The 21,161-nt window shown below is 44.3% G+C and carries 16 protein-coding genes and 1 pseudogene; 1 reads left to right on the top strand and 16 read right to left on the bottom strand.

Features of this window, described 5'->3' with window-relative positions:
- Positions 1 to 92: 92 nt before the first annotated feature.
- Positions 93 to 1,913, top strand: coding sequence for a GH25 family lysozyme (locus tag OW255_RS03160; protein ID WP_268115611.1), 1,821 nt, complete (start codon positions 93 to 95; stop codon positions 1,911 to 1,913).
- A gap of 717 nt (positions 1,914 to 2,630) precedes the next feature.
- On the opposite strand, the gene OW255_RS03155 is transcribed toward OW255_RS03160, so the two are convergent.
- The 16 genes and pseudogenes from OW255_RS03155 to chvE all read right to left on the bottom strand — a co-directional run bounded on the left by OW255_RS03155 (position 2,631) and on the right by chvE (position 21,133).
- Positions 2,631 to 3,566, bottom strand: a complete 936-nt coding sequence (locus OW255_RS03155) for a glycosyltransferase family 2 protein (RefSeq protein ID WP_268115610.1) — start codon at positions 3,564 to 3,566, stop codon at positions 2,631 to 2,633.
- A gap of 55 nt (positions 3,567 to 3,621) precedes the next feature.
- The gene (locus OW255_RS03150) at positions 3,622 to 5,007 is read right to left on the bottom strand and encodes a hypothetical protein (RefSeq protein ID WP_268115609.1); all 1,386 of its coding nucleotides are present in this window, start codon (positions 5,005 to 5,007) and stop codon (positions 3,622 to 3,624) included.
- Between the two features lie 14 nt (positions 5,008 to 5,021).
- Complete coding sequence (locus OW255_RS03145) at positions 5,022 to 6,854, bottom strand: hypothetical protein (protein WP_268115608.1); 1,833 nt, start codon at positions 6,852 to 6,854, stop codon at positions 5,022 to 5,024.
- Between the two features lie 30 nt (positions 6,855 to 6,884).
- Positions 6,885 to 7,520 (bottom strand): D-sedoheptulose-7-phosphate isomerase, encoded by a 636-nt coding sequence (locus OW255_RS03140; RefSeq protein WP_268115607.1) that lies wholly within the window; start codon positions 7,518 to 7,520, stop codon positions 6,885 to 6,887.
- Between the two features lie 77 nt (positions 7,521 to 7,597).
- Positions 7,598 to 7,654, bottom strand: a pseudogene (locus tag OW255_RS20950) (hypothetical protein); the annotation flags it as partial.
- Between the two features lie 38 nt (positions 7,655 to 7,692).
- On the bottom strand, positions 7,693 to 8,265 hold the full coding sequence (locus tag OW255_RS03135; RefSeq protein ID WP_268115606.1) for a D-glycero-alpha-D-manno-heptose-1,7-bisphosphate 7-phosphatase: 573 nt from the start codon (positions 8,263 to 8,265) through the stop codon (positions 7,693 to 7,695).
- Positions 8,266 to 8,294: 29 nt separating this feature from the next.
- Positions 8,295 to 9,365, bottom strand: coding sequence for a GHMP family kinase ATP-binding protein (locus OW255_RS03130; protein WP_026892728.1), 1,071 nt, complete (start codon positions 9,363 to 9,365; stop codon positions 8,295 to 8,297).
- Positions 9,362 to 10,069: a nucleotidyltransferase family protein gene (locus OW255_RS03125; RefSeq protein ID WP_268115605.1), complete on the bottom strand. Its 708-nt coding sequence runs from the start codon at positions 10,067 to 10,069 to the stop codon at positions 9,362 to 9,364. The genes OW255_RS03130 and OW255_RS03125 overlap by 4 nt, the downstream gene beginning before the upstream one ends.
- Before the next feature lie 173 nt (positions 10,070 to 10,242).
- Positions 10,243 to 13,356, bottom strand: coding sequence for a glycosyltransferase (locus OW255_RS03120; RefSeq protein ID WP_268115604.1), 3,114 nt, complete (start codon positions 13,354 to 13,356; stop codon positions 10,243 to 10,245).
- The gene (locus OW255_RS03115) at positions 13,343 to 14,122 is read right to left on the bottom strand and encodes a class I SAM-dependent methyltransferase (RefSeq protein ID WP_268115603.1); all 780 of its coding nucleotides are present in this window, start codon (positions 14,120 to 14,122) and stop codon (positions 13,343 to 13,345) included. Before OW255_RS03115 ends, OW255_RS03120 begins: the two co-directional genes overlap by 14 nt.
- Positions 14,123 to 14,135: 13 nt before the next feature.
- Positions 14,136 to 15,479, bottom strand: coding sequence for an ABC transporter ATP-binding protein (locus tag OW255_RS03110; RefSeq protein ID WP_268115602.1), 1,344 nt, complete (start codon positions 15,477 to 15,479; stop codon positions 14,136 to 14,138).
- A 22-nt stretch (positions 15,480 to 15,501) separates the two neighbouring features.
- Positions 15,502 to 16,314: an ABC transporter permease gene (locus OW255_RS03105; RefSeq protein WP_024837361.1), complete on the bottom strand. Its 813-nt coding sequence runs from the start codon at positions 16,312 to 16,314 to the stop codon at positions 15,502 to 15,504.
- 15 nt (positions 16,315 to 16,329) lie between these two features.
- Positions 16,330 to 16,884, bottom strand: coding sequence for a dTDP-4-dehydrorhamnose 3,5-epimerase (gene rfbC / locus OW255_RS03100; RefSeq protein WP_024837362.1), 555 nt, complete (start codon positions 16,882 to 16,884; stop codon positions 16,330 to 16,332).
- A 244-nt stretch (positions 16,885 to 17,128) separates the two neighbouring features.
- Positions 17,129 to 18,304 (bottom strand): multiple monosaccharide ABC transporter permease, encoded by a 1,176-nt coding sequence (mmsB, locus tag OW255_RS03095; protein ID WP_024837363.1) that lies wholly within the window; start codon positions 18,302 to 18,304, stop codon positions 17,129 to 17,131.
- A gap of 3 nt (positions 18,305 to 18,307) precedes the next feature.
- A complete protein-coding gene (gene mmsA / locus OW255_RS03090; protein WP_268115601.1) occupies positions 18,308 to 19,897 on the bottom strand; it encodes a multiple monosaccharide ABC transporter ATP-binding protein in 1,590 nt (529 codons plus the stop codon).
- 75 nt (positions 19,898 to 19,972) lie between these two features.
- The gene (chvE, locus tag OW255_RS03085) at positions 19,973 to 21,133 is read right to left on the bottom strand and encodes a multiple monosaccharide ABC transporter substrate-binding protein (protein WP_268115600.1); all 1,161 of its coding nucleotides are present in this window, start codon (positions 21,131 to 21,133) and stop codon (positions 19,973 to 19,975) included.
- Positions 21,134 to 21,161 lie beyond the last annotated feature (28 nt).

Genomic DNA, 21,161 nt, shown 5'->3' with positions numbered 1-21,161 from the left:
GTATCTGCAACAAGGCGCAGGTACCCACTTTTTTGCATTATTACATAAAAAGTTACCAAATAAAGAATTACAAGCGATAAGGAGGTTTTGTTTTGAGACACAAAAAGATAGTTATTCGGTTTGCAGCGGCTACGCTTTGCGCTTTTATGGGCATTTCAACCGGTTTTTATCCTGCTATGAATTCCTGGGCAGCAGCCGGTTATGAACGGGTGAATGGTTCTTATCAGATGAGAGATGGCACTGTGTTAGACCGGGTCATTGCAAGAGGTATCGACGTTTCCAGATGGCAGGGCAATGTAGATTGGACAGCCGTGGCTGCCAATGACGTCAGCTTTGTTATGCTGGGTACCAGGTCAAAAGGCGTGATAGATCCTAATTTTCATACCAATATCAGAGGAGCTTCTGCGGCTGGAATTAAAGTAGGTGCATATATCTACTCTCTGGCAACAACTCCTGACATGGCAAGGGAAGAGGCTGATTTTGTGCTGAACCTGGTCAAGGATTATCCTGTTAATTTCCCCATTGCATTCGATGCAGAGGACAGTGCCACACTTGGTTCTCTTCCTCCTACTCAGGTCAGCGAGATCATCAATGCATTCTGCGACCGCATTCAGGAAGCCGGATATTATCCAATTGTTTATGCAAACGATTACTGGCTGACCAATAAAATTGATCTATCCAAAATGAAACGTGATGTCTGGGTTGCCCGCTATGAGGCGCAGCACAAATATCCGGATCCCATTATGTGGCAGGTAACCAGTACCGGATCGATTCAAGGCATCAACGGCAATGTTGACATTGATTTTCTATATAAGGATCTGACTCCAAAGCTTCCTGGCAATCTCTGGAGAACCATTGGCGGTAAGACCTATTACTACCAGAATTATGCGATGCAAAAAGACAGTTGGATCAACGATGGAACTGGTTGGTTCTATATGAATGGAGAGGGTCTGGCGTCTACGGGATGGCTTGAAAAGGATGGCCAGAAATATTACCTTGATGAAAGCAATGGACGTATGAACACTGGCTGGAAACAGCTTTCTGACCGTTGGTATTTCTTTAACGGAAGCGGTGCTATGAATACTGGGTGGCTGACAGATAATGGATCCCGCTATTATTTAAATAATGACGGTACCATGGCATCTGGCTGGTCTACCATCGATGGAAAGAAATATTACTTAAATGATTCCTCCGGTCAGATGGTTACTGGTTGGAAAAATCACGATGGGAAATGGTATCACCTTCAGGACGATGGCGTTATGTCTACCGGCTGGAAGGATATTAACGGTAAGCGGTATCATTTAAACAATGACGGAGTGATGGCTACTGGCTGGTTCACTGAAGGTGATTCTAAGTACTACCTTGGTGACAGTGGCGCGGTTACTACAGGCTGGTCAAAGCTTGATGACACCTGGTACTATTTTAATCAGGGTGGAAGCATGGCATCAGGTTGGACGAATGTAGACAATACCTGGTATTATCTGTCCAAAGAAGGAAAAATGCAGACCGGATGGCTGGATGACAGGGGCACTAAGTATTACTTAAGCACCTCTTCTGGTAAAATGACCGTTGGCTGGAGACAAGTTGACGGGGCATGGTACTATTTCAATGAAGGCGGCGGCATGGCAACCGGCATGGCACAGATTAATGGGAAACAGTATTATCTGAATCCTTCTGATGGTAAGATGGCGGTTTCTACGAACATTAATGTTAATGGTGTTTCCTACACGGTAGATTCCAATGGTGTTTGTACGGTAACTCCTCAGGAGACTCAGGGAACCCCTACTCAGGAAACTCAGGCACAGACGAATCAGCCAGGGAATGGGAACACTCAGGAAACTCAGGCTGAGACTACTGCTCCTGCTCAGGGCACTTCCAAAGAGGTTGGTCCTGGTGTTGGGTTGTCTAAATAGTCAATTTGTATCATTGGCGACTGCAGTCCCACTTTTGACTAAGAGGCTGTCACAACATAAATTTATGACAGAGTTCTATACAAAAATATCATATAGATGACAAAAATACGTCTTGAGACGGGGTTCTAAGTCTGATATGCTACCGCAGCATATTAAACCGTAGCTAACCACCGATTAAGACGTATTTTTTATAACAATATTTTCACTCTACTTGCCCAGCTTACAGCTCCAAATAAATCCATCAGCAACGCTATTCAATGCTTATATGCTATATTTCACCTATAATAGGAAATAATGGTATATTTTTAACTTTACATTTGAAGAACACTAGTTCTTATGGTAAAATATTCATATGGAACAATCATGTTAATACAAGGAGGTGGCCTTCCATTTTACATAAGATGGGAGGTGATGCAGATGGATTTTGACTTTAAAGACCTTATGGCTTTTGGTATTTCATCATTGCATTGCTTACCTTTATTTATAATAATCGTAAGTAAAGTTTTTCTTTAAACCCAAAAATGGGTACAGAAAAACCACCCTTGTATACTTTGACCGGTATCAGGTGGCGATTCTGTACATTTAATATAGGCCAACCTCTTGTATGAGGTGGTTGTTCCTCTTTATATATTAATTATAATCAATTCTGTTTCCAAATTCAAGTGATTTCTAAAAATATCCTATAACCCGCATAAAATAGCAACAGAGATCGGATATCTACTCTTCCACGTTCTTCGTCTCTCCCACAATATATATGGGCCTGTCCTTTAACTCCGCAAAGAGAATTGCAATATAATTTCCAATAACACCTACAATCAGGAAAAGGACCGCGAACATAAAGCAGATCAGTACAATGGTAGTTGCATATCCATTGGGAGTTCCCACTCTGGCCCAGCTCCATATGGTGTAGATCATCATGACAAGTCCCAGGACTCCAGCGCCGCAGCCGGCGTAAATGCCAAGCTTAAGAGGAAGGTTGGAAAAACACATAATGGTATTTAAAGAAAATGCGATCAGCTTTTTGATGCTGTACTTACTCTCTCCCGCCACTCTCACTCTGGCTTCATATTCAATCGTAGTTTTGCGAAAACCGATATTTTGAACATAGCCTCTTAGGAAGCGTACCTTTTCTCTGTAATTGTCCTTTAAGACCTTTCCAGCTTTCTTTGATATGGCGAAGAAGTCTGAGGCATTTGGCTCAAATTTAACGTCAGAAAGGACGTTGATGAGATGGTAAAAGGCAGATGAGGCAAGATTTTTAAACCAGCCTGCTGATTCATTTTTGGTACGAACCATATTGATGACGTCATATCCTTCTGTTAACTTCTTTACGATTTCAGGCAGATATTCCGGAGGGTGCTGTAAGTCTGCATCCATGCAGACGATACCGTCCCCTTTGCTGTAATCCAGCCCTGCAATCATGGCTGCTTCATGGCCGAAGTTTCGGGAGAAGCTGATGACTTTTACTTTTTCGTCTCCTTCTGACAGCTGGGTCAGCACCTCCATGGTATTATCCTGGCTTCCGTCGTTGACAAATATGAGCTCGTAATCCCAGTCAAGACTCTTTAGAATACTGGCCGTCTCTTTATAGAACTGGTCGAGAGCCAGTTCTTCGTTATAGCATGAGACTACGACCGATAGTGTTTTTTCCATAATTTATGCTCCTCAAGCAGGTACCTTCATACTCCCAATAGGAAGGGCTGCGTTGTTAATTTTTCGATGATTCACGGGAATGAAATATGCTGTAGCCATTTTCCTTAAGAATAGTAAGTGCGCTGCGCACCTTGGCACCGCTGTCCTCGCGGTTTTTTCTATATTCAAATTTCTCCCGAAGCTCATCGTCTGACAGATTCTCAAAATCAAGTGCCAGTTTTACTCTTTTTTCATATATTTCCAAACGGTTGGGTGCTTTTTTAATTTCATGGTACGTGGTGTAGATGTTCCCTATGAGAAATACCGCAGCCGCAACAGCTCCCATGAGGCGGACAAGCTCTTCTGGCCTTCTTTTTCTGCTTTGAACAATCAAGCAGAAGGTAAGTAGGATTCCCAGAATGCCGGTCTGGAACTGCAGAGCATATCTGGAGCTTATCCCGTAATTTTCCTGAAGAAAGATCCATCTGGAGATGACAATCAGTACATGGTTTAATCCACCTGATACAATGAGAATCAACGGAAATATGGTCCTCTGGTAGAGGCGATATTTTAAGTTCCACCAGATGGCAATAAGATACAGGGCTATGACAAAGAATCCCAGAATCAGAAACGGCAGATTGGTATGAAATATCTCTTCTGCCCTCTCCCCTCCTATTACCATGGAGGAAAATGACTTTACAAAGAATCGAACAAAAAAGCCTGGGGTTTCTTTTAACTGATCCAGGATGGATCCTGTGGCAGGGGCTGCATGATCCTCGATTGCATAGGAATTGCTCCAAAGGTACAAGCCCAGGGAAATAAAGGCGCTTACTCCATACAGGCAGTAATCCAATTTCCCTCTTCCCTTTTTTAAGAGGAACAGAACGCCGCAGGCTAATATCACTGTTACGGAATAGATTGCGCAGTATGGGCCTGCCACTAAAAGAGTGGTGGCAAATGGCAGTAATACAAGCTTTCGCTTGTCATGAGGTTTTTCCTCTCCGCTCCATACACGGTCTAAAATCTCATAGTGATAATAAAAGCATACAAAGGATAAAAAATGGGTCCAGCCGCTTCCATTGGTCAGCATTTCCCATTTGTTCAGACTGAAAACTACCACCATAAGGAGGGAAAACCAAAGGAATGGTACCTTTTTTCTCAGGCAGTAGGCGGCAATTACACCTCCGGATAATCCTAAGGCAAGTACACCCAGGACACGGTCAAACATGGTGTTGTAGCCAAACAAATAGATATTTATAATTCTTCCAAGGTAATTGGCCGGTACCCTGGTCAGGATATCAGGAACGAAAAACTTGTCTGGGTTCCATACATCTGGCAGATAGCTGTTTACCAGGCGGACATAATCGGAATAGATTCCGTCGCAGGTAGAGGAAAAAATATACCAGAGACCGAATACCGTTCCTAACAGGGGTAAGAGATAATACAGATATTTACGTTTCATGCGTCACCTTACCCTTAGTTTGCTGTGATATCCGCTACTACGGACAGACGGTCTTCTCCTCTTTGTTCCGTTGCTGCATCATAGAAAAAGTTGCTTTCAAAGGTAAACTCGGATACCTGGGAGGGGGCTACATCAAATTCAGCCATTACGGTGCTGGCATCTATTGGAATGACTCTTTGTTCGCTTCCGTTGACGGTAACTATGATGTGTTCCATTCCGGTTATTACTCCGGGATAATAGAATTTAAAGGTTATCTTCCCTTCATTTCCTGCCATGATGCGGGCCTTGGCATTCTCATCAAGCCAGCCGTCTTCGTAGCAGCCGTAGACTCTTTCAAACTTTAAGTTACGAACGAAATCCGTGATATCCTGGAACGCATTATGAGCTGGATCCTCCCTTAATATCAGCATATTAGGAGTGATGAGTCCAATGGATCCCATGGAATCGATAAATGTCACTTCCGTGCCTTCTGCTGTCCTTTTTTTATCAAAGGTCTTAAAAAAGGTATTGGCGGTGAAATCACTCATTTTATAAGTATTGCCAATGATATATATTTTCTTACCGAAAAGCTTATCCTTATAGTTTCCGTAGGTCTCCTCTGCCAGAGAATTGTAGCGGAGCTGATTGGACCAATAGTAGAGATTCTCATATTTTCCGCGGTAAAAGCTTTCCACCGGGAACATGATCAGACCGTAAAGAACAAACAGGCCGCAGTATAACAGAGGCTTGGAAAGATTTGCATTCAGCTCTTTTTTCGGCACCGTCACCCCGCACATATAGGCGGCAAACAGCCAGGCGGCTGTCATGGAGACATAGATCCAGCGGGTTTCCACACGTATGGTGACGCTGGAGGATCCGATGCACAAGGCAATAAAGAGAAGGAACAGGCCAATGACTTTTAACCTGATTTTGCGGTCCTTTTTTTCTTTGATTACCACGGCAAGAAATATAAGGGTCATAATTGCCAGCATAAGGCCGGAAACCATGACAAGGACCCGAATCCAGGCAGGTGATGCGTCCCAGCTTAATCCGCTTAGATGCTCCGGGCCTGCATTGATACCAAAGATATAAAGGATCTGGCTTACGGCATATTTTAAAACACCGGTTATTTTAAAGGTTTCTGCGACCGTAGTACCTCCGGTTCCTGCCGGAGAAATGCTGCCGATGGTGAAAAAACGAATCACCTGTACCGCTGCAAATGCCAGAGTGGTGGAGATCCAGGGGACTAGCTTTCGCTCTTTTTTCATCAAAAATGCAACGTAGAAAAGAGGCAGAAGAACCATATACCGTTCATGGATAAAGCAGATGGCAAAATACAGAGCCACGGAACAAGGAATGAGGGCTTTTTTTGCAGGTTCCTCTGTGATATAACGATACAGGCAGTAAAGGATTCCAATGGCTGCCCAAAGAGCAAGTGTTTCCATTAAGCCGTATACCTGGCTGATCTGATAGTAGGACATACGGGATAAGAGATACAGGATACCTGTTAAAAATCCCATGGTCCACCTTCCGGATAAGCGCTTTCCGAAGCGGTATACCGTATAGGCGATACAGACATTGACCAGTATATTGATTGGTACAAACCAGCCAATATGATTACCTGCGATCATAAGCTCCAGCCATGAAATCAGATTAAATACGAAACGGAACCGGGTGCTTCCTAATGGGAAGACATACTCCCGGAAGGATTGTTCTCCGTAGCAGGACCACAGATAGAGGTCATCCATGTAAAGTCCTTTTATTTCAATGCCCCTGTTAATGAAGAAAGCAAAGGCCAGCAAAAGTACGGCTGCTATGATTTCATCTTTCCATGCGGCTTCCTTGCCTATCCATTGTCTGTCTTTCATCTCATCCTCCTGTGTTTTGGGCGAACCCGTTTAAAAGAACCGCTCTTCCAGCATCAGGCACAGTGCATGATAAACGGGAAGGTGAAGCTCCTGAATTTTAAATGTCTCTGACTCAGGCACTACTATGGAAACGTCGGCTGTCTTTTTTAGCTGACCTCCGTCTTTTCCCGTAAGTCCTATGGTCTTCATGCCAAGTGCCCTGGCAGCGGTCATGGCGTACATTACATTTTTTGAATTGCCTGAGGTGGAAATACCAAGGAGTACATCTCCTTTTTTTCCATACCCATAAGTCTGCTGGGCAAATATCATATCTCCATCCACATCATTTAAAAAGGCGGTGGAAAGGCCAGGGTGTCCGGTCAGTGCAATGGCTGGAAGTCCTCCCTGAAGCTTTTCAGCCAGGGCGCTTCCCATTTCTGGGTCTATTTCTTTCAGTGTCTCCTGAAACTCAGGAGACACGCTGCGGCGCTTTACAAAGCCTTTCATCAGTTCTCCAACGATATGCTCTGCATCGGCACAGCTTCCGCCATTTCCTGCGATGAGAAGCTTACCGCCATTTACATAACAGGCTTCAAGAATCTCATAGGCATTTTTAATCTCTTCCCTTACACAGGAAAGATTGGGATAGCGTTCCATCAGCTCCTCTAAGTATTTCATAGGTTCCATGTTATTTTCCTCCTTCTCTGGCGAGGGTGTGTCTGAAAACTGCTTGTTTCAAGATGTGCGTTACACTTTGTAGGAGATTTGTTCCAGATGAAGGCGGCGTAGTGGACTACGCCAACTGAATTTGGATTAAATATACTGCAAAGCGGGACGTGCAGAATGGAGCAATGAGTTTTCAGACACGCCCTAGTATATAATCAACTGCTTCCTTCATGGAAGGGGCGTAATAAGCAAATGCCGCTGATCTCTCTTCCTCTTTCATGGAGTCATAGATGTCTTTTCCGTATCCGGTTCCAACTAAAATAGAACTTACTCCATACCGGTTACCGGCTTCTGTGTCTAAAAGCTTATCACCGATCATATAGGAATTAGCCTTGTCCACTTGGAAATATGCTTCTGCCATTTCAAACATTCCGGTTTCCGGTTTTCGGCAATGGCACTCCGTTTTATACTCTGAGATTCCATGTACCGGGTGATGGGGGCAGTAGAAAAATTGGTCTATTTCAGCGCCTTCCTTTGACAGATGCCGATTTAATGCTTCATGAAGCGTCTTGACATCCTCTTCCTTGTAAAATCCTCTGGCAACGCCTGCCTGATTGGTCACAACCACAAGGCGAAAGCCATGCTCTTTCAGACGTCTTAGAGCTCCTGTTACTTCTGGGAGTATTACGAGGTCTTCCGGGCGGTATAAGTAGTCTACTTCTTTGTTGATGGTTCCGTCCCGGTCTAAAAATACGATTTTATCCATAATGTTCTGATTCTCCTGGTGCCGTGTTCTTACAGGTTAAATTTATATTCTCCGCCCGGTATCTTCACCCGGATATCAGAATAGTCCCAACGTGCTTCATCGGTGATCCACGCCTGGGCCCCTCTTAATTCAAAGTTCCAATCTGTGAGCTGTCCGCCTGCTGCTTCCATGCGGGCTGCTACTTTGTGGCGCACGTTATATGGGCAGTATACCAAAAGGAAACCTCCACCGCCTGCACCTAAAAGCTTTCCGCCAAGGGCGCCTGCTTTTAAGGCCTCTTCATAAAGCTCATCGATATGGGGAGTGGTGATCTTGGTGCTCATACGTTTTTTGCTTTTCCAGCCGTAATCGAGAAGCTTTCCAAAGCTATATAAATTTCCCTTTAACAGCTCATCTTTCATGGCATAGGCAAGTGCTTTTACCTCACACATGGCATCAAAGGGATCTTTCTTTTCATAGTTGGATACCTGGTCTTTTATGATGTTGGCGGATACATGGATATTGCCGGTGTAGCATAAAAGCAGGTTATACTGGAGCTCGTGAATGATCTCCTTTTTGATTCGAAGTGGGTTTACCACTACGTTGTTACGACCGTGGAATTCAATGAAATTAAAGCCGCCGAAGGTGGCTGCGTACTGATCCTGATAGCCTCCGTCGATCTTTAAATCCTCTCGTTCCACTTTATAGGCTAAATCAGCCATGGCATAGCTGTCCAGCTCAATGCCCTTCCATTTGGCCATGGCGGTCAAAAGTGCCACCATAACGGTAGATGAGGTTCCAAGGCCTGAGCCTGGAGGCGCATCACACTGTAAATAAACTTCACAGCCCTGTTTGATGTCCATGGCTTTTAAGGCTGCCGTTACAAGGTCCAGCCTGCCATCGTAGACATAGTTTTCATTGGTGTTGTATTTAACCGTCATGTCAAAGTCCAGGGAATGGACGATGATCTGGTCGTCTTCTCTTGGAACTATGGAGCAATAGGCGTACTTATTAATGGTACTTCCAATGATAGCTCCTCCCTGTTCCACACAGAAGGGGGCCACATCGGTTCCGCCTCCTCCAAAACTTACCCGAAGGGGCGCACGTCCTCTGATAATCATATGGTCACCGTTCCTTTCCTTACATCTTCATCAAACCGGTAATAATCTTCTGGAACTCCAATATCAATAAAATAGCCGTCATTGACAAAGCCGCCAAGCTTCTTTCCCTCTGACAGCCACTTGGGTATCATATCATGTTCTAAAGAAACCTTTCCTTCCGGAATTTCTTCAAGAAGGGAACGGCGAAGGTAGTAAACGCCTCCGTTGATGGTTCCTCTTACGGATTCTTCTGTTTTTTCGTCAAAGGATTTTAACCAGCCATCTTCCAAAAGGGCCTGTCCATACCGGGATACGTCAGGTACTTCCCGCAATACCAGAGCCATATGGAGATTCCGCTCCTCACTTAAGGAGGTCAGTCTTTCATAATCAATCTGATAGAAGGTATCTGCATTCAGTGCCAGAAACCGGTCGTCGGTCACGAGACGCCCTGCATTCTTAATCGCTCCGGCTGTGCCTAAGAGCTCTTCTTCATAGGCATAGGAAACCTTAATTCCCCATCTTGTACCGTCTTCAAAATATTCCTCAACCATAGAGCCCTTATAGCCTACGGCAAATATAATCTCTTTGACTCCATGCTTTTTAAGCTCCAATACCACATATTCCATGAAGGGCTTGCCTTCAATCAGTGCCATTGGCTTTGGCCTGTCATTTACCACGGAACGGAGCCGTGTGCCAAGACCGCCTGCCAGCAATACTGCCTGCATACCGGATTCCTCCTGTTATACTCATCATTGGTTCGAACGTCGAAACATTCTTATTATATCATAATTCCTTTGGAACAATCCACTATAATTCCCATTAAGCTGGAAAAGACCGTCCGCAAAAAGGCTCAGCCACCTTTTTTGCGGTCCAGTCTCTTATCCCGATTTTAACAGGTCTAGAAATCTTCCCCAACCACGCTCCAGGCTGCATCAATGCTGTGGTATCTGCGGATGTAATTCTGGGTCTCTTCACAGATTTGTTTGCAGCGTTCTGTATCCCGATACATGGAAACTACCTCCTGGGCAAAGCCCTGAGGATCATCGGTAACAGCCATAACCTTTTCTGCATCAGGGATTCCTTCAGCTCCGATGGAGGTCGTTACGATAGGGGATCCATGATAAAGGGCTTCAATGACCTTTCCTTTTACGCCAGCTCCATAGCGGAGGGGAACTACTACCACTCGGCAGGAGGCATACAGTCTGGAAAGCTCTTCATCGGATACAAAGCCTTTGACTATGATTCCATTCCCCGGCTGCTCTAGGGCCTTGATCTCATCCGTTACCTTGGAGCCTACGATGTAGAAATTCACCGGAAGCACCTGACGGATTAATGGGAATATGTCATTAGCAAACCACAAGACAGCATCAATGTTTGGCGGATGGGCAAAGCCTCCTACAAACAGCAGTCCTTCCCGCTTGGAAAAATCATCGGGAATGCGGCTTAAAAATGTTTCAAACACGTAAGCGACGATGGCCTTTACGTGAATGGAAGGCTCTATTTCATGAATGGCTTCCCGTTCTACATAGGAAGGATAATAGGAAACAGATGCCTTTCTCATGAGGCGCAGCTCCATGGATTTCCAGTACTCCGAGGACTCCCTCTTTTCCGGGTCTCCTGTCAGCTCGTACTCTCTTCCTTCCCGTAAGAAATGAAGGTCATGGCCGTAGTAGATTACCTTTATGTTGGTTTTGTTTTTAATAAAGTCGATATATTTGGCTGCGATATGAGGACGGTTTAAATAAGCCACCTTAATATCATCGCTATGGTCCTTTAACCAGTTCCAGATTCCGGCCTGGTATTCTGGGCCGTAAAGAATCTCGATTCCCATCTGCTGTAAAACGGTGGAATAAGGTTCTTCATGAAGGAAGTTATCCCCAAGGAATTTTACCACGTAACCTTTTTCCACAAACATCTGGAGATACTGGAAGGTGGTCTTGGAGCCGGCATCCCGATCGTAAGTGGGGACATAATGATCCACCACAAGTATGATGTCCTTATTCTGGCTTCGCTCTCTCGCCCGGAAGGGGTCTGGGTTTCCGTCATTTTCACATTGCTTTTTAAATTCTTCTGCCCATTTTTCCTGAAGCTTTCGGCTGTTTTCTACCTGATACCGCTTTAGGCCGGTACCATTGACATCGGTGCCGTTTGAGATACCTTCAAAGTGAATGACATTGGAAAGAGGCTGATATACCACCCGAAGTCCTGCTTTTCTTACTTCAAAGGCCAGGTCGGAATCCTCGCAGTAAGCAGGGGCAAACCGTTCATCAAAGCCACCGATCTGCTTCCAAAGTTCATTGGAAAGTAAAATGGCTGCGCCTGAAATGTAGTCCACATCTTTTACATAATTGTATTCCGGCTTTTCCGGATCATCCAAACGTCCGTAATTCCAGCCGGAACCGTCACTCCAGAGAATTCCTCCGGCTTCCTGAAGGCGTCCGTCTGGGTACACCAGCTTAGAGCCTACCATACCAATGGTGGAGTCGGATTCAATTAAGTTTACAAGACTGGACAGCCAGCCTTCTGTTACCTGGGTGTCATTGTTTAAGAACATGACATATTTTCCCCTGGCGGCCTTGGCTGCCTGGTTACAGTTCTTTAAAAAGCCCTGGTTTGTTTCATTTCTGCAGATCACCAGATTCTCGGTGAATTTGGTAAGCTCCGAAGTGGCATCTGTGGAAACATCGTCTGCGATAATTACCTCATATACCACATCTTTGGTATGCTCTAAGATAGAGGCAAGGCAAGCGTAGGTATAATGAATCTGGTTGTATACCGGAATGATGATAGAGACCATGGGATGGCCTTCTTTTACGAACCGCAGCTTTCCATGCTTTCTGTAAGCTTCCCCGATCTTCATATCTCCTTCTATTAAATTCCTGCCTTCCTCTGTGGTATAAAGGCGGATGGAATTTATGGGATGAAGCAATGTATTTTTCGTATAATAAAGCAGCTTTCGCTTTCTTGTGCCTTCCGGGAATTTCTCGTTAAAGAGGCGTTTCAGCCTTCTTCCCACCCGGTAGAACAAAGCCTCGTGGCGTCTTAATCGGTTGATGATCTCTTCCATGTTTTCGCAGTCTTTCCGAAGAGTGGTGATGATCATATCCTGATTGGTCACATGGTTATCCGTCAGGCGCTTTACTTCCTGCTGTTTTGTGATGGTCACATCTTTTTCATGAAGCTCCATTTCCATCTGGGAAATCTGCTCTTTGGTATCATCAATGATCTGGGATACTTCAAACATATCATCTGGAATGGCATGGGTCTCATGCATGTAGTTTACCAGATAAATCTGCTGGTTTTCTCCATGGACGTATTCCTGGAAGCTGCGTTCCATCTCCTGATAGAGGGACAGACGATCCCCATCTACTCCGAATTCCTCTAAAAATGCTTCCATGGAATCGTAGTTCAGGATGCTTTTATACTGCTCATAGAAATAGTAGAGTACCCGGAATTTAATAAAGTTAACTGGAACCGGGAAGGTAAATACCCATTCATAATCCAGACAATAAGGACCATTTTCAGTTAACATAATATTCTCAAAGAGACAGTCTATGTTGGATGCCTGGAAGGTCCAGTCTTTTTTGATTTTCTCATCGGCCTGGGATAGGTCACCAAAGACCTCCTTAAATTCAGGAGTTAAGTGAAATGGAAGCATACAATCTTCCTTTACACTTAAGATCATGGAAATGGCGTCTTCCATCTTGGAGACGGAAACCTTTCCGTCCTTAATCTCCCTGCCTAAAATTTCAGATAAGGTCTCTCCCTTTAAGAATTCAAATCGGGCGGTCCGCCCATCAGGGCTTACAGAAACCTCTGCCACCTTTAACCTCTGGTTCTGCTCCATAAGACTCTTATATTTGTCGCCCAGGGACCGGATATGTGCAGTGCCTTCCGGGGTCAGGGCTGATTTTTCCACATAGGGAACTCCGCCTTCCTCCACCAGACTGGTTCGGATCTGAAAGGCTTCCCTGCGGGTTTTATTGTATTTTACAAAGTTAATCTTCTTCATGGCGGCTCCAAATGGTTAAAAATGAATTGGCAAATGTCTGAAACTGTTTTCCCTCACATACTTCATCAAACATCTTTCCTAAATCAAAACGCAGGTATTTGGGATAATCGTAAGCTAAAATAGCATGGGTCAGATCCCCCTTCGAGGGAAGATAAGAATCGGAATATATGGTAACAGGAAGCTTATAATCCGGCATGGGATAATAGAATTCTACGTTTCCCTGACATTTTTCCTCTCCACATAACAGTTCTAAAAGCTCCTGTCTGGAAAGTTTTGTTTGATCGGAGACAGCTCCTGCCTGATACTTTAAGCCCAAGCGGTTGCACAGGGAAAGAATCAGTTTTCCTTCTGGCTTTAAAAGAGTCTTAGCTTTCTTAATCTGTTCCTTATAAGGCTCTTCTAAAGATCCCACCATGACCACATAGTCAAAATGCTCTTCGGGGAAGGTATCAAGACTTCCGGTAACGTATTTGATGTTATCCCGTTTCTGGTGGCGAAGGCGGTTAAAGGATAAATTGTTCTGATTGGATTCTAAGACAGTCACCTCTTTTACTCTGCGGCTGTATAAACCGGTAAGAGCGCCGTAATCGGAACCAATCTGCAGGAGGGAGGCGTTTTCTTCAAACTGGTACCATTCCAGCAGATTTTCCCGGATGTCGGAAAGGGCATACATATAATCCAGGTTGGGATTGTCTTTTAAAATCGCCTTTGTGTCTCCCTGATATTTTACATATAAATTTCTGATTTCAGGGCTTAAATCGTTCATTGATGCTTCCTCCTCACACTCTGTCCCGGTGCAGCATTAGACTTACTTCCGGTTCCATATCATAGATACCCACTGTATTCTTGTTGGAAATAACCGTTATGTTCACAATATCATACAGACGGTGGTAAACAACATGTTCTCCGTTTTCAAATCCGGTACAGCTCATGGAAAGCAGATATTCCCCTCCTTGAAGGGTCATTTTCTGTTTAAATTCCACCTCATATTCGTCGCCGTTTTTCACTGGCTCAACGTCTGAAGCTTCATACATGGTATTGGTGCCGGTCAAATCGGCTCCCCGTTTGTCCTTTATGGTGTAAGTAAAAATAGGAGCTTCGATGTCTCCGTGGAAATGGATTCTTTCTTTGATGGTGAAATACTCGCCCTTTAAAAGAAGATTGGAAACATTTCCCCGCTCATCAAGGAGACCGAAATCTACGATTTCAGCCTTTTTATCTCCGTATTCGGTACGGTTTGGATTCACGGTCAGCTTATCCTTCATAAAGCCTTCCTGGGCTGCCTTTGCTTCTTTTCTGGATTTCACATGTTCTCCGGAGAAGTCATTTAACTCTCCGCTCCTTATTTCCTCCAGTTCCAGAGACAAATCATCCATCTGATTGGCTAAGATTTTCTTATATAAATCCACCATTTTTCCTGGTTCGCCCTGAGCTATGAAATTACCCTTGTTTAATACCACTACCTGATCACAGTATTTAATAATGGCACCCATGTCGTGTGTAACCATTAAAATAGTGGTTCCATTCTGGCGGATTTCTTCCATACGGCGGTAGCATTTTGCCTGGAAGAATACGTCTCCTACGGAAAGGGCTTCATCGACGATCAGTATCTCCGGCTCTACATTGATGGCAAGAGCGAAGGCCAGACGGACGAACATACCGCTGGAATATGTTTTTACAGGCTGGTATACAAAATCGCCGATGTCTGCAAAATCCAGGATATCCTTAAGCTTGTCATCCATCTCTTTTCTGGAGAATCCCATCATGGTTCCGTTCATATAGATGTTTTCGATTCCGGTATAGTCCATGTTAAAGCCTGCGCCTAACTCCAGTAAGGCTGAGATAACGCCATTTACCTCCATAGTTCCGGCGGTAGGGGTCAGGACTCCTGTGATGATCTTTAAAATGGTTGACTTTCCGGAACCATTGGTTCCGATGATGCCTACGGTCTGTCCTTTTTTCACATCAAAAGAAATGCCGTTTAAGGCATAGAAATCCCGATGATAGTTTTTATGGGTCGGGCTCATGGCTTCCTTTAAGCGGTCGATGGGCTTTTCGTATAGCTTATATATTTTTGTTACGTTATTAACTGATATTGCATGATTGTTCGATTCTACGGACATTGAATCCTCCATACTAAGCTTGTCACAACACATCTGAAAAATGAGGACGCAGCTTTTTAAATACTTTTAACCCCAGGAGCATGATCACGATTGTCACGGTCCAAAAATAAAGTCCAAGGGTGGGTCTTTCTACCAGCCAGTTTCCGGACAGCATGCTGTCTCTGTATCCTGCTACAATGTAATAGAAAGGATTTAATTTAAGCAAAGTCGGCAGCCAGGAAGGGAAATTTTTAAACATTTCCGGTGCCCACATGATAGGAACCATCCACATGCCAAACTGCAGGCAAATGCCGATGATCTGTGCCATGTCCTTGAAGAAAACCTGTATGGCACTTGTAAAATAAGCAATTGCAAGGGAAAACATGGAGCTTGCAAAGGAGTAATAAGCGATTTGAATCCAGCTTGCTTTTGGAAACACGCCATAGCATAAGAATACTACGATCATGATAAGAGCAAAGATTCCATGTACCATAAGGCAGGAAATCAGCTTGATGACCGGAAGAATCTCCACGCGGAAAACCACCTTTTTCACCAGATAATTATATTCCTGCAGGCAGCCGGTTCCAAGGTTCAGTACCTCACTGAAAAAGAACCAGGGTACTATGCCTGGGATGAGCCACAGCACATATGGGTAATTGGGTACCGGCGGCACACTTTTAAATCCCATCTGGAATACGAAAAAGTAGACCAGCACCGTTGCCATAGGCTGTAAGAACATCCAGGCAATCCCAAAGTAGGAACCTACGAATCGTTTCTTAAAATCTGCTTTTGACAGCTCCAGGATTAGCTTTCTTTTTGTTATAATTTCTTTTAACAAGGAAACCAGATAATTCATGGTTTTCTCCTCTCACTAAAATTTAAAGGTATCCTTAATGCTGCCCCACTTCTGATCCTTTTCAGAAATAATCAGCTCCATACCTTCTTCGATCGGCCACTGGATTCCGATTTCCGGATCACTCCAAAGAAGGCCGCCTTCATCACCAGGATGATAGAAATCAGTACATTTATAAGCAAATTCTGCTTCATCAGACAGAACCAGGAATCCATGAGCAAAGCCTTCCGGAATATAGAACTGCTTTTTGTTTTCTGCTGTCAGCTCAACGCCGAACCATTTTCCATACGTTTCGGAAGTGGAACGAAGATCCACTGCCACATCGAATACCTTGCCTTTGATTACACGAACCAGCTTTCCCTGTGGAAACTCCTTCTGGAAATGAAGGCCACGAAGAACGCCCTTTACTGACATGGACTGATTATCCTGTACGAAATTCATGGTAAGGCCTGCTTCTTTAAAATCGTTCTGATTATAGGTCTCTACAAAATAGCCTCTGGAATCTGGAAATACTGTTGGCTCAATGACATAAAGTCCTTCTATTCCGCACTCTGATACTTTTATCTTTCCCATAATTTATGCTCCTTTATCATTTAAAACATTCTTTTACTTGTAGCATTCTACCACAACTCAGCTCAGATTTCCATATATAGCAAAATATTTATTGGTTTCAGCCCCATTCGGGGCCTGTTTTTCCCCTCTGGTGTCAAAAATGCCGCCTGACTGAAGGTTCATCAGCCAAACGGCACACATTATGTTTTATTCTTTATTCCTTATCCCGTCTGCCAGGCAGAAAGTGGTCTTCGTATGCAGATATTTACTGTTTGGCAATGAATGATTTTCTCTTACTCACAACATCAAAGATAACTGCTGCCATAAGAACCGCTCCTTTTACTACCTTCTGGAGATTCTGGTCTACTCCCATAATACTCATTCCAAGATTAAGTACACCCATAAGCGTAGCACCTACAATAACTCCTGGTACGGTTCCGGTTCCGCCGTAGGCAGAGGCTCCTCCAATGAAGCAGGCGCCAATGGCATCCATCTCGTAGTTGTTTCCTGCGGTTGGGTTTGCGGAATTAAGACGGGCTACGGTTACCATGCCTGCAACAGCTGCTAAGAGGCCCATGTTTAAATACGCAAGGAAATATACCTTATTGGTATCAATACCAGATAATCTTGTGGCCTTTTCATTGCCTCCTACGGCATAGAAATAACGTCCAGTGGTGGTTTTCGAGGAAATATAGCTGTAAATTCCGATGATGACTGTGACCCAGATAAGAGCGTTTGGAATGCCTTTGTATTTTGCCAGCTTATACATAAAAGCAAGAATGACAAAGCTGATGAGTGACAGCTTTACAATGGTCCCAAATAATGGATCTACATGGTATCCTTTTTGTTGTCTTCTTCTACGGCTTAAAAGCTCCAGAACGATAAAGACCAGGCAGGCAATAATTCCGATTAAAAAGCAGGTCAGGTTAAAGCCTTCCATTCCAAAAATATCCGGGACATAGGAGTTAAACAGAGATAGAAATGGGTCCGGGATCGGAGATAATGTCATACCCTGTAGAACTACATTAGAAAGTCCACGGAACATGAGCATTCCGGCCAGGGTTACGATAAACGGAGGAATTCTTACATAGGCAATCCAGAACCCCTGCCATGCTCCGGCTAATATTCCGATGATGGCCATAGCCAGTAAGGTCAGATAGGGATTGATGCCAAATGTGATCATCATGGTTCCCCCAACCGCTCCAATAAAGCAGACCAGGGAACCTACGGATAAATCAATATTGCCTCCGGTGAGAATACAAAACAGCATACCGGTAGCAAGAATAAATACATAGGCGTTCTGTGCGATTAAGTTATTTACGTTCTGGGGCAGAAGCATTTTCCCGCCTGTATTGACTGTAAATAGAATGACCACTACTAAAAGAACGATTATCATGGTATATTTTTTTAATCCCTCAGATAATTTAATCTTATTTTTCATTGCTTACTCTCCCTTCTGCTGTTCTGCCCGTTCTAGGGGGGCTTTCTCTGTCCCATCAGAGTATTTATCTGATTTTAAAATACAGGCCATGATTTTTTCCTGAGTTGCCTCTTCTGCATCGATCTCTCCTACCATCCTGCCTTCATTCATTATATAAATGCGGTCAGACATTCCAAGGACTTCCGGAAGCTCGGAGGAAATCATAATCACTGATTTTCCTTCTGCTGCCAGGCGGTTGATGATGCAGTAGATTTCATATTTGGCACCTACGTCGATTCCCCTGGTAGGTTCATCTAAAATAAGAATATCCGGCTCTGCAAACATCCATTTGGCAAGCAGCACCTTTTGCTGGTTTCCACCGCTTAGATTTCCTACGTTTTGTTCCACGGAGGAGCATTTCGTCTTTAATTTATCCCGGTATTCCTGGGCCACACCAAACTCTTTGTCTTTGTCTATGATGGTCCGGCGGCTAATGGCCTTTAAATTAGACAAGGTGGTATTGATTTTAATGGGATTTCCAAGAATGAGCCCATTGCCTTTCCGGTCTTCTGTTACATAGGCAAGCTTATGCTTTATGGCGTCCTTTACCGAGGATAAGTTCACCTCTTCCCCATGAATGCGAACGGTGCCCGAAATATTGGCGCCATAGCTTTTGCCAAAGATACTCATGGCAAGCTCAGTTCTTCCGGCTCCCATCAGGCCGCAGATTCCAAGGACTTCTCCTTTTCTTACATGAAAGGATACGTCACTTACTACCTTCCGGTCGGAATAGAGGGGATGGTAGGCATTCCAGTGCTCCACCTCCATGGCCATTTCACCAATGGTCACATCGTGGCGTTTTGGGAAACGGTCCACAAGCTCCCGGCCTACCATTCCTTTAATGATACGGTCCTCAGAGATATCATCTACCTTCCGGTCCAGAGTCTCTATGGTCTGACCATCTCTAAGAATGGTTATCTTATCTGCCACATAGGCTATCTCATTCAATTTGTGGGAAATGATGATGGAGGTCATTCCCTCTTTCTTGAATTTTAATAAAAGCTCCAGAAGAGCTTTTGAATCGTCTTCGTTCAGTGATGCGGTAGGCTCATCAAGGATCAACAGCCTTGCCCGCTTGGCTAATGCTTTTGCAATCTCTACTAACTGCTGCTTTCCTACGCTGATATCCTTAATTAATGTATGGGAGGATTCTGTAAGACCCACAGTCTTTAAGTATTTGTCTGCCTCTCCATAGGTTTCATTCCAGTCGATGGCATATTTTTTTCCCTTTTCATTTCCAAGATACATGTTTTCTGCAATTGTCATATACGGAACCATTGCAAGCTCCTGATGAATGATGACAATGCCTTTGTGCTCGCTGTCACTGATGTCGTGAAATTCACAGATCTGTCCGTCGTAGATGATGTCCCCCTCATAGGACCCATATGAGTATATCCCGCTTAACACGTTCATGAGAGTTGACTTTCCTGCTCCGTTTTCGCCCACCAGGGCGTGAATCTCGCCTTCCTCCACCTGGAGGTTCACATCACTTAATACCTTAACGCCAGGAAATGTCTTTGTTATGTTTTTCATTTCTAGCAGTATTTTAGCCAAGATTAACCCTCCCTTCCCATTATCATGAAAGGGCGTCTCCCGCTTGGCAGAAGCCGCCCCTTTAGGAAATCATTTTTATTTCAGCTGATCTTCTTTGTAGTATCCGGATGTAATTAACATATCTTTATAGTTATCTAAGGTTACAACCACAGGATCGCAAAGATAGGTCGGGATAATTCCGGTTCCGTTGTCATAAGACTTGGTATCGTTGATTTCTGCTTCTCCACCCTTAATAATGGAATCTACCATCTTAACAACCTGGGAAGCGAGAGTACGGGTATCTTTGAATACGCTCATGGCCTGCTTGCCCTGAATCATGTTCTTTACATTGGCAATGTCACAGTCCTGACCAGTAATAATCGGATATTTTCCGGTATAAGAAGATGCTAGTGCATTTTCTACACCAAGAGCGGTTGAGTCGTTGGAGCAAAGAACTGCATCAAGTACGGTTCCATCAGAGTAGTTTCCTGCAATAATGGTATCCATACGGTTCTGAGCTTTTTCAGAATCCCAGTTAGCAGTAGCAACCTGCTCAAATGCGGTCTGGCCGGATTTTACAGTCAGTTTGCCATTGTCGATGTATTTCTTAAGGACATCCATAGCTCCTCCGAAGAAGAACTTACAGTTGTTGTCTGCCGGGTCACCGGTGAACAGCTCAATGTTCTTAGAATCGGTTGCTTTTTCCAGTCCCAATGCTTCTACCAGATACTCGCCCTGCTTCTGGCCTACTTTATAGTTATCAAAGGTTGCGTAATAGGTTACGGCATCGGAGTTCATGATCAGACGGTCATATGCAATGACCGGAATGCCCATTGACTTTGCCTGAGCCAAAGGCTCACCTAAGGAGCTTCCATCAATGGAAGCAATAACCAGGAGCTGGCAGCCGTTTGAGATCATGTTCTCAATCTGGGATACCTGGGTCTGAACATCATTGCTTGCGAACTGAAGGTCAACCTTATAACCGGCATCTTCCAGCTCTTTTTTCATATTGGTTCCATCCTGGTTCCACCGCTGAAGATCCTTGGTCGGCATAGCAACTCCGATTAAAACACCATCGGCTTTTCCGGCCTTTGTTTCTTCTGCTTTGCTCTCCGCTGCTTTTGTCGTCTCTGCTGCCGTTGTTGCTGCCTGAGTCTCTTTGCTTTCGGACACAGAGCTTGTTTTGCTTCCACAGCCTGCTAAGGCAGTAGCAGCAAGGGCAAGAGTCATTGCAACTGCTAAAAGTTTTCTTTTCATGGTTCTTTGTTCCTCCTCCAATACTTTA

Source organism: Lacrimispora xylanolytica (assembly GCF_026723765.1).
Lineage (GTDB): Bacteria > Bacillota > Clostridia > Lachnospirales > Lachnospiraceae > Lacrimispora > Lacrimispora xylanolytica.
The sequence above is the reverse complement of the archived record's forward strand: the minus strand, read 5'-3'. Positions and strand labels throughout refer to the sequence as shown.

Coding starts and splice junctions, on each gene's coding strand:
- OW255_RS03155 (WP_268115610.1), bottom strand. CDS start 3,566: ATGGAAAAAACACTATCGGTCGTAGTCTCATGCTATAACGAAGAACTG.
- OW255_RS03150 (WP_268115609.1), bottom strand. CDS start 5,007: ATGAAACGTAAATATCTGTATTATCTCTTACCCCTGTTAGGAACGGTA.
- OW255_RS03145 (WP_268115608.1), bottom strand. CDS start 6,854: ATGAAAGACAGACAATGGATAGGCAAGGAAGCCGCATGGAAAGATGAA.
- OW255_RS03140 (WP_268115607.1), bottom strand. CDS start 7,520: ATGGAACCTATGAAATACTTAGAGGAGCTGATGGAACGCTATCCCAAT.
- OW255_RS03135 (WP_268115606.1), bottom strand. CDS start 8,265: ATGGATAAAATCGTATTTTTAGACCGGGACGGAACCATCAACAAAGAA.
- OW255_RS03130 (WP_026892728.1), bottom strand. CDS start 9,365: ATGATTATCAGAGGACGTGCGCCCCTTCGGGTAAGTTTTGGAGGAGGC.
- OW255_RS03125 (WP_268115605.1), bottom strand. CDS start 10,069: ATGCAGGCAGTATTGCTGGCAGGCGGTCTTGGCACACGGCTCCGTTCC.
- OW255_RS03120 (WP_268115604.1), bottom strand. CDS start 13,356: ATGAAGAAGATTAACTTTGTAAAATACAATAAAACCCGCAGGGAAGCC.
- OW255_RS03115 (WP_268115603.1), bottom strand. CDS start 14,122: ATGAACGATTTAAGCCCTGAAATCAGAAATTTATATGTAAAATATCAG.
- OW255_RS03110 (WP_268115602.1), bottom strand. CDS start 15,479: ATGTCCGTAGAATCGAACAATCATGCAATATCAGTTAATAACGTAACA.
- OW255_RS03105 (WP_024837361.1), bottom strand. CDS start 16,314: ATGAATTATCTGGTTTCCTTGTTAAAAGAAATTATAACAAAAAGAAAG.
- rfbC (WP_024837362.1), bottom strand. CDS start 16,884: ATGGGAAAGATAAAAGTATCAGAGTGCGGAATAGAAGGACTTTATGTC.
- mmsB (WP_024837363.1), bottom strand. CDS start 18,304: ATGAAAAATAAGATTAAATTATCTGAGGGATTAAAAAAATATACCATG.
- chvE (WP_268115600.1), bottom strand. CDS start 21,133: ATGAAAAGAAAACTTTTAGCAGTTGCAATGACTCTTGCCCTTGCTGCT.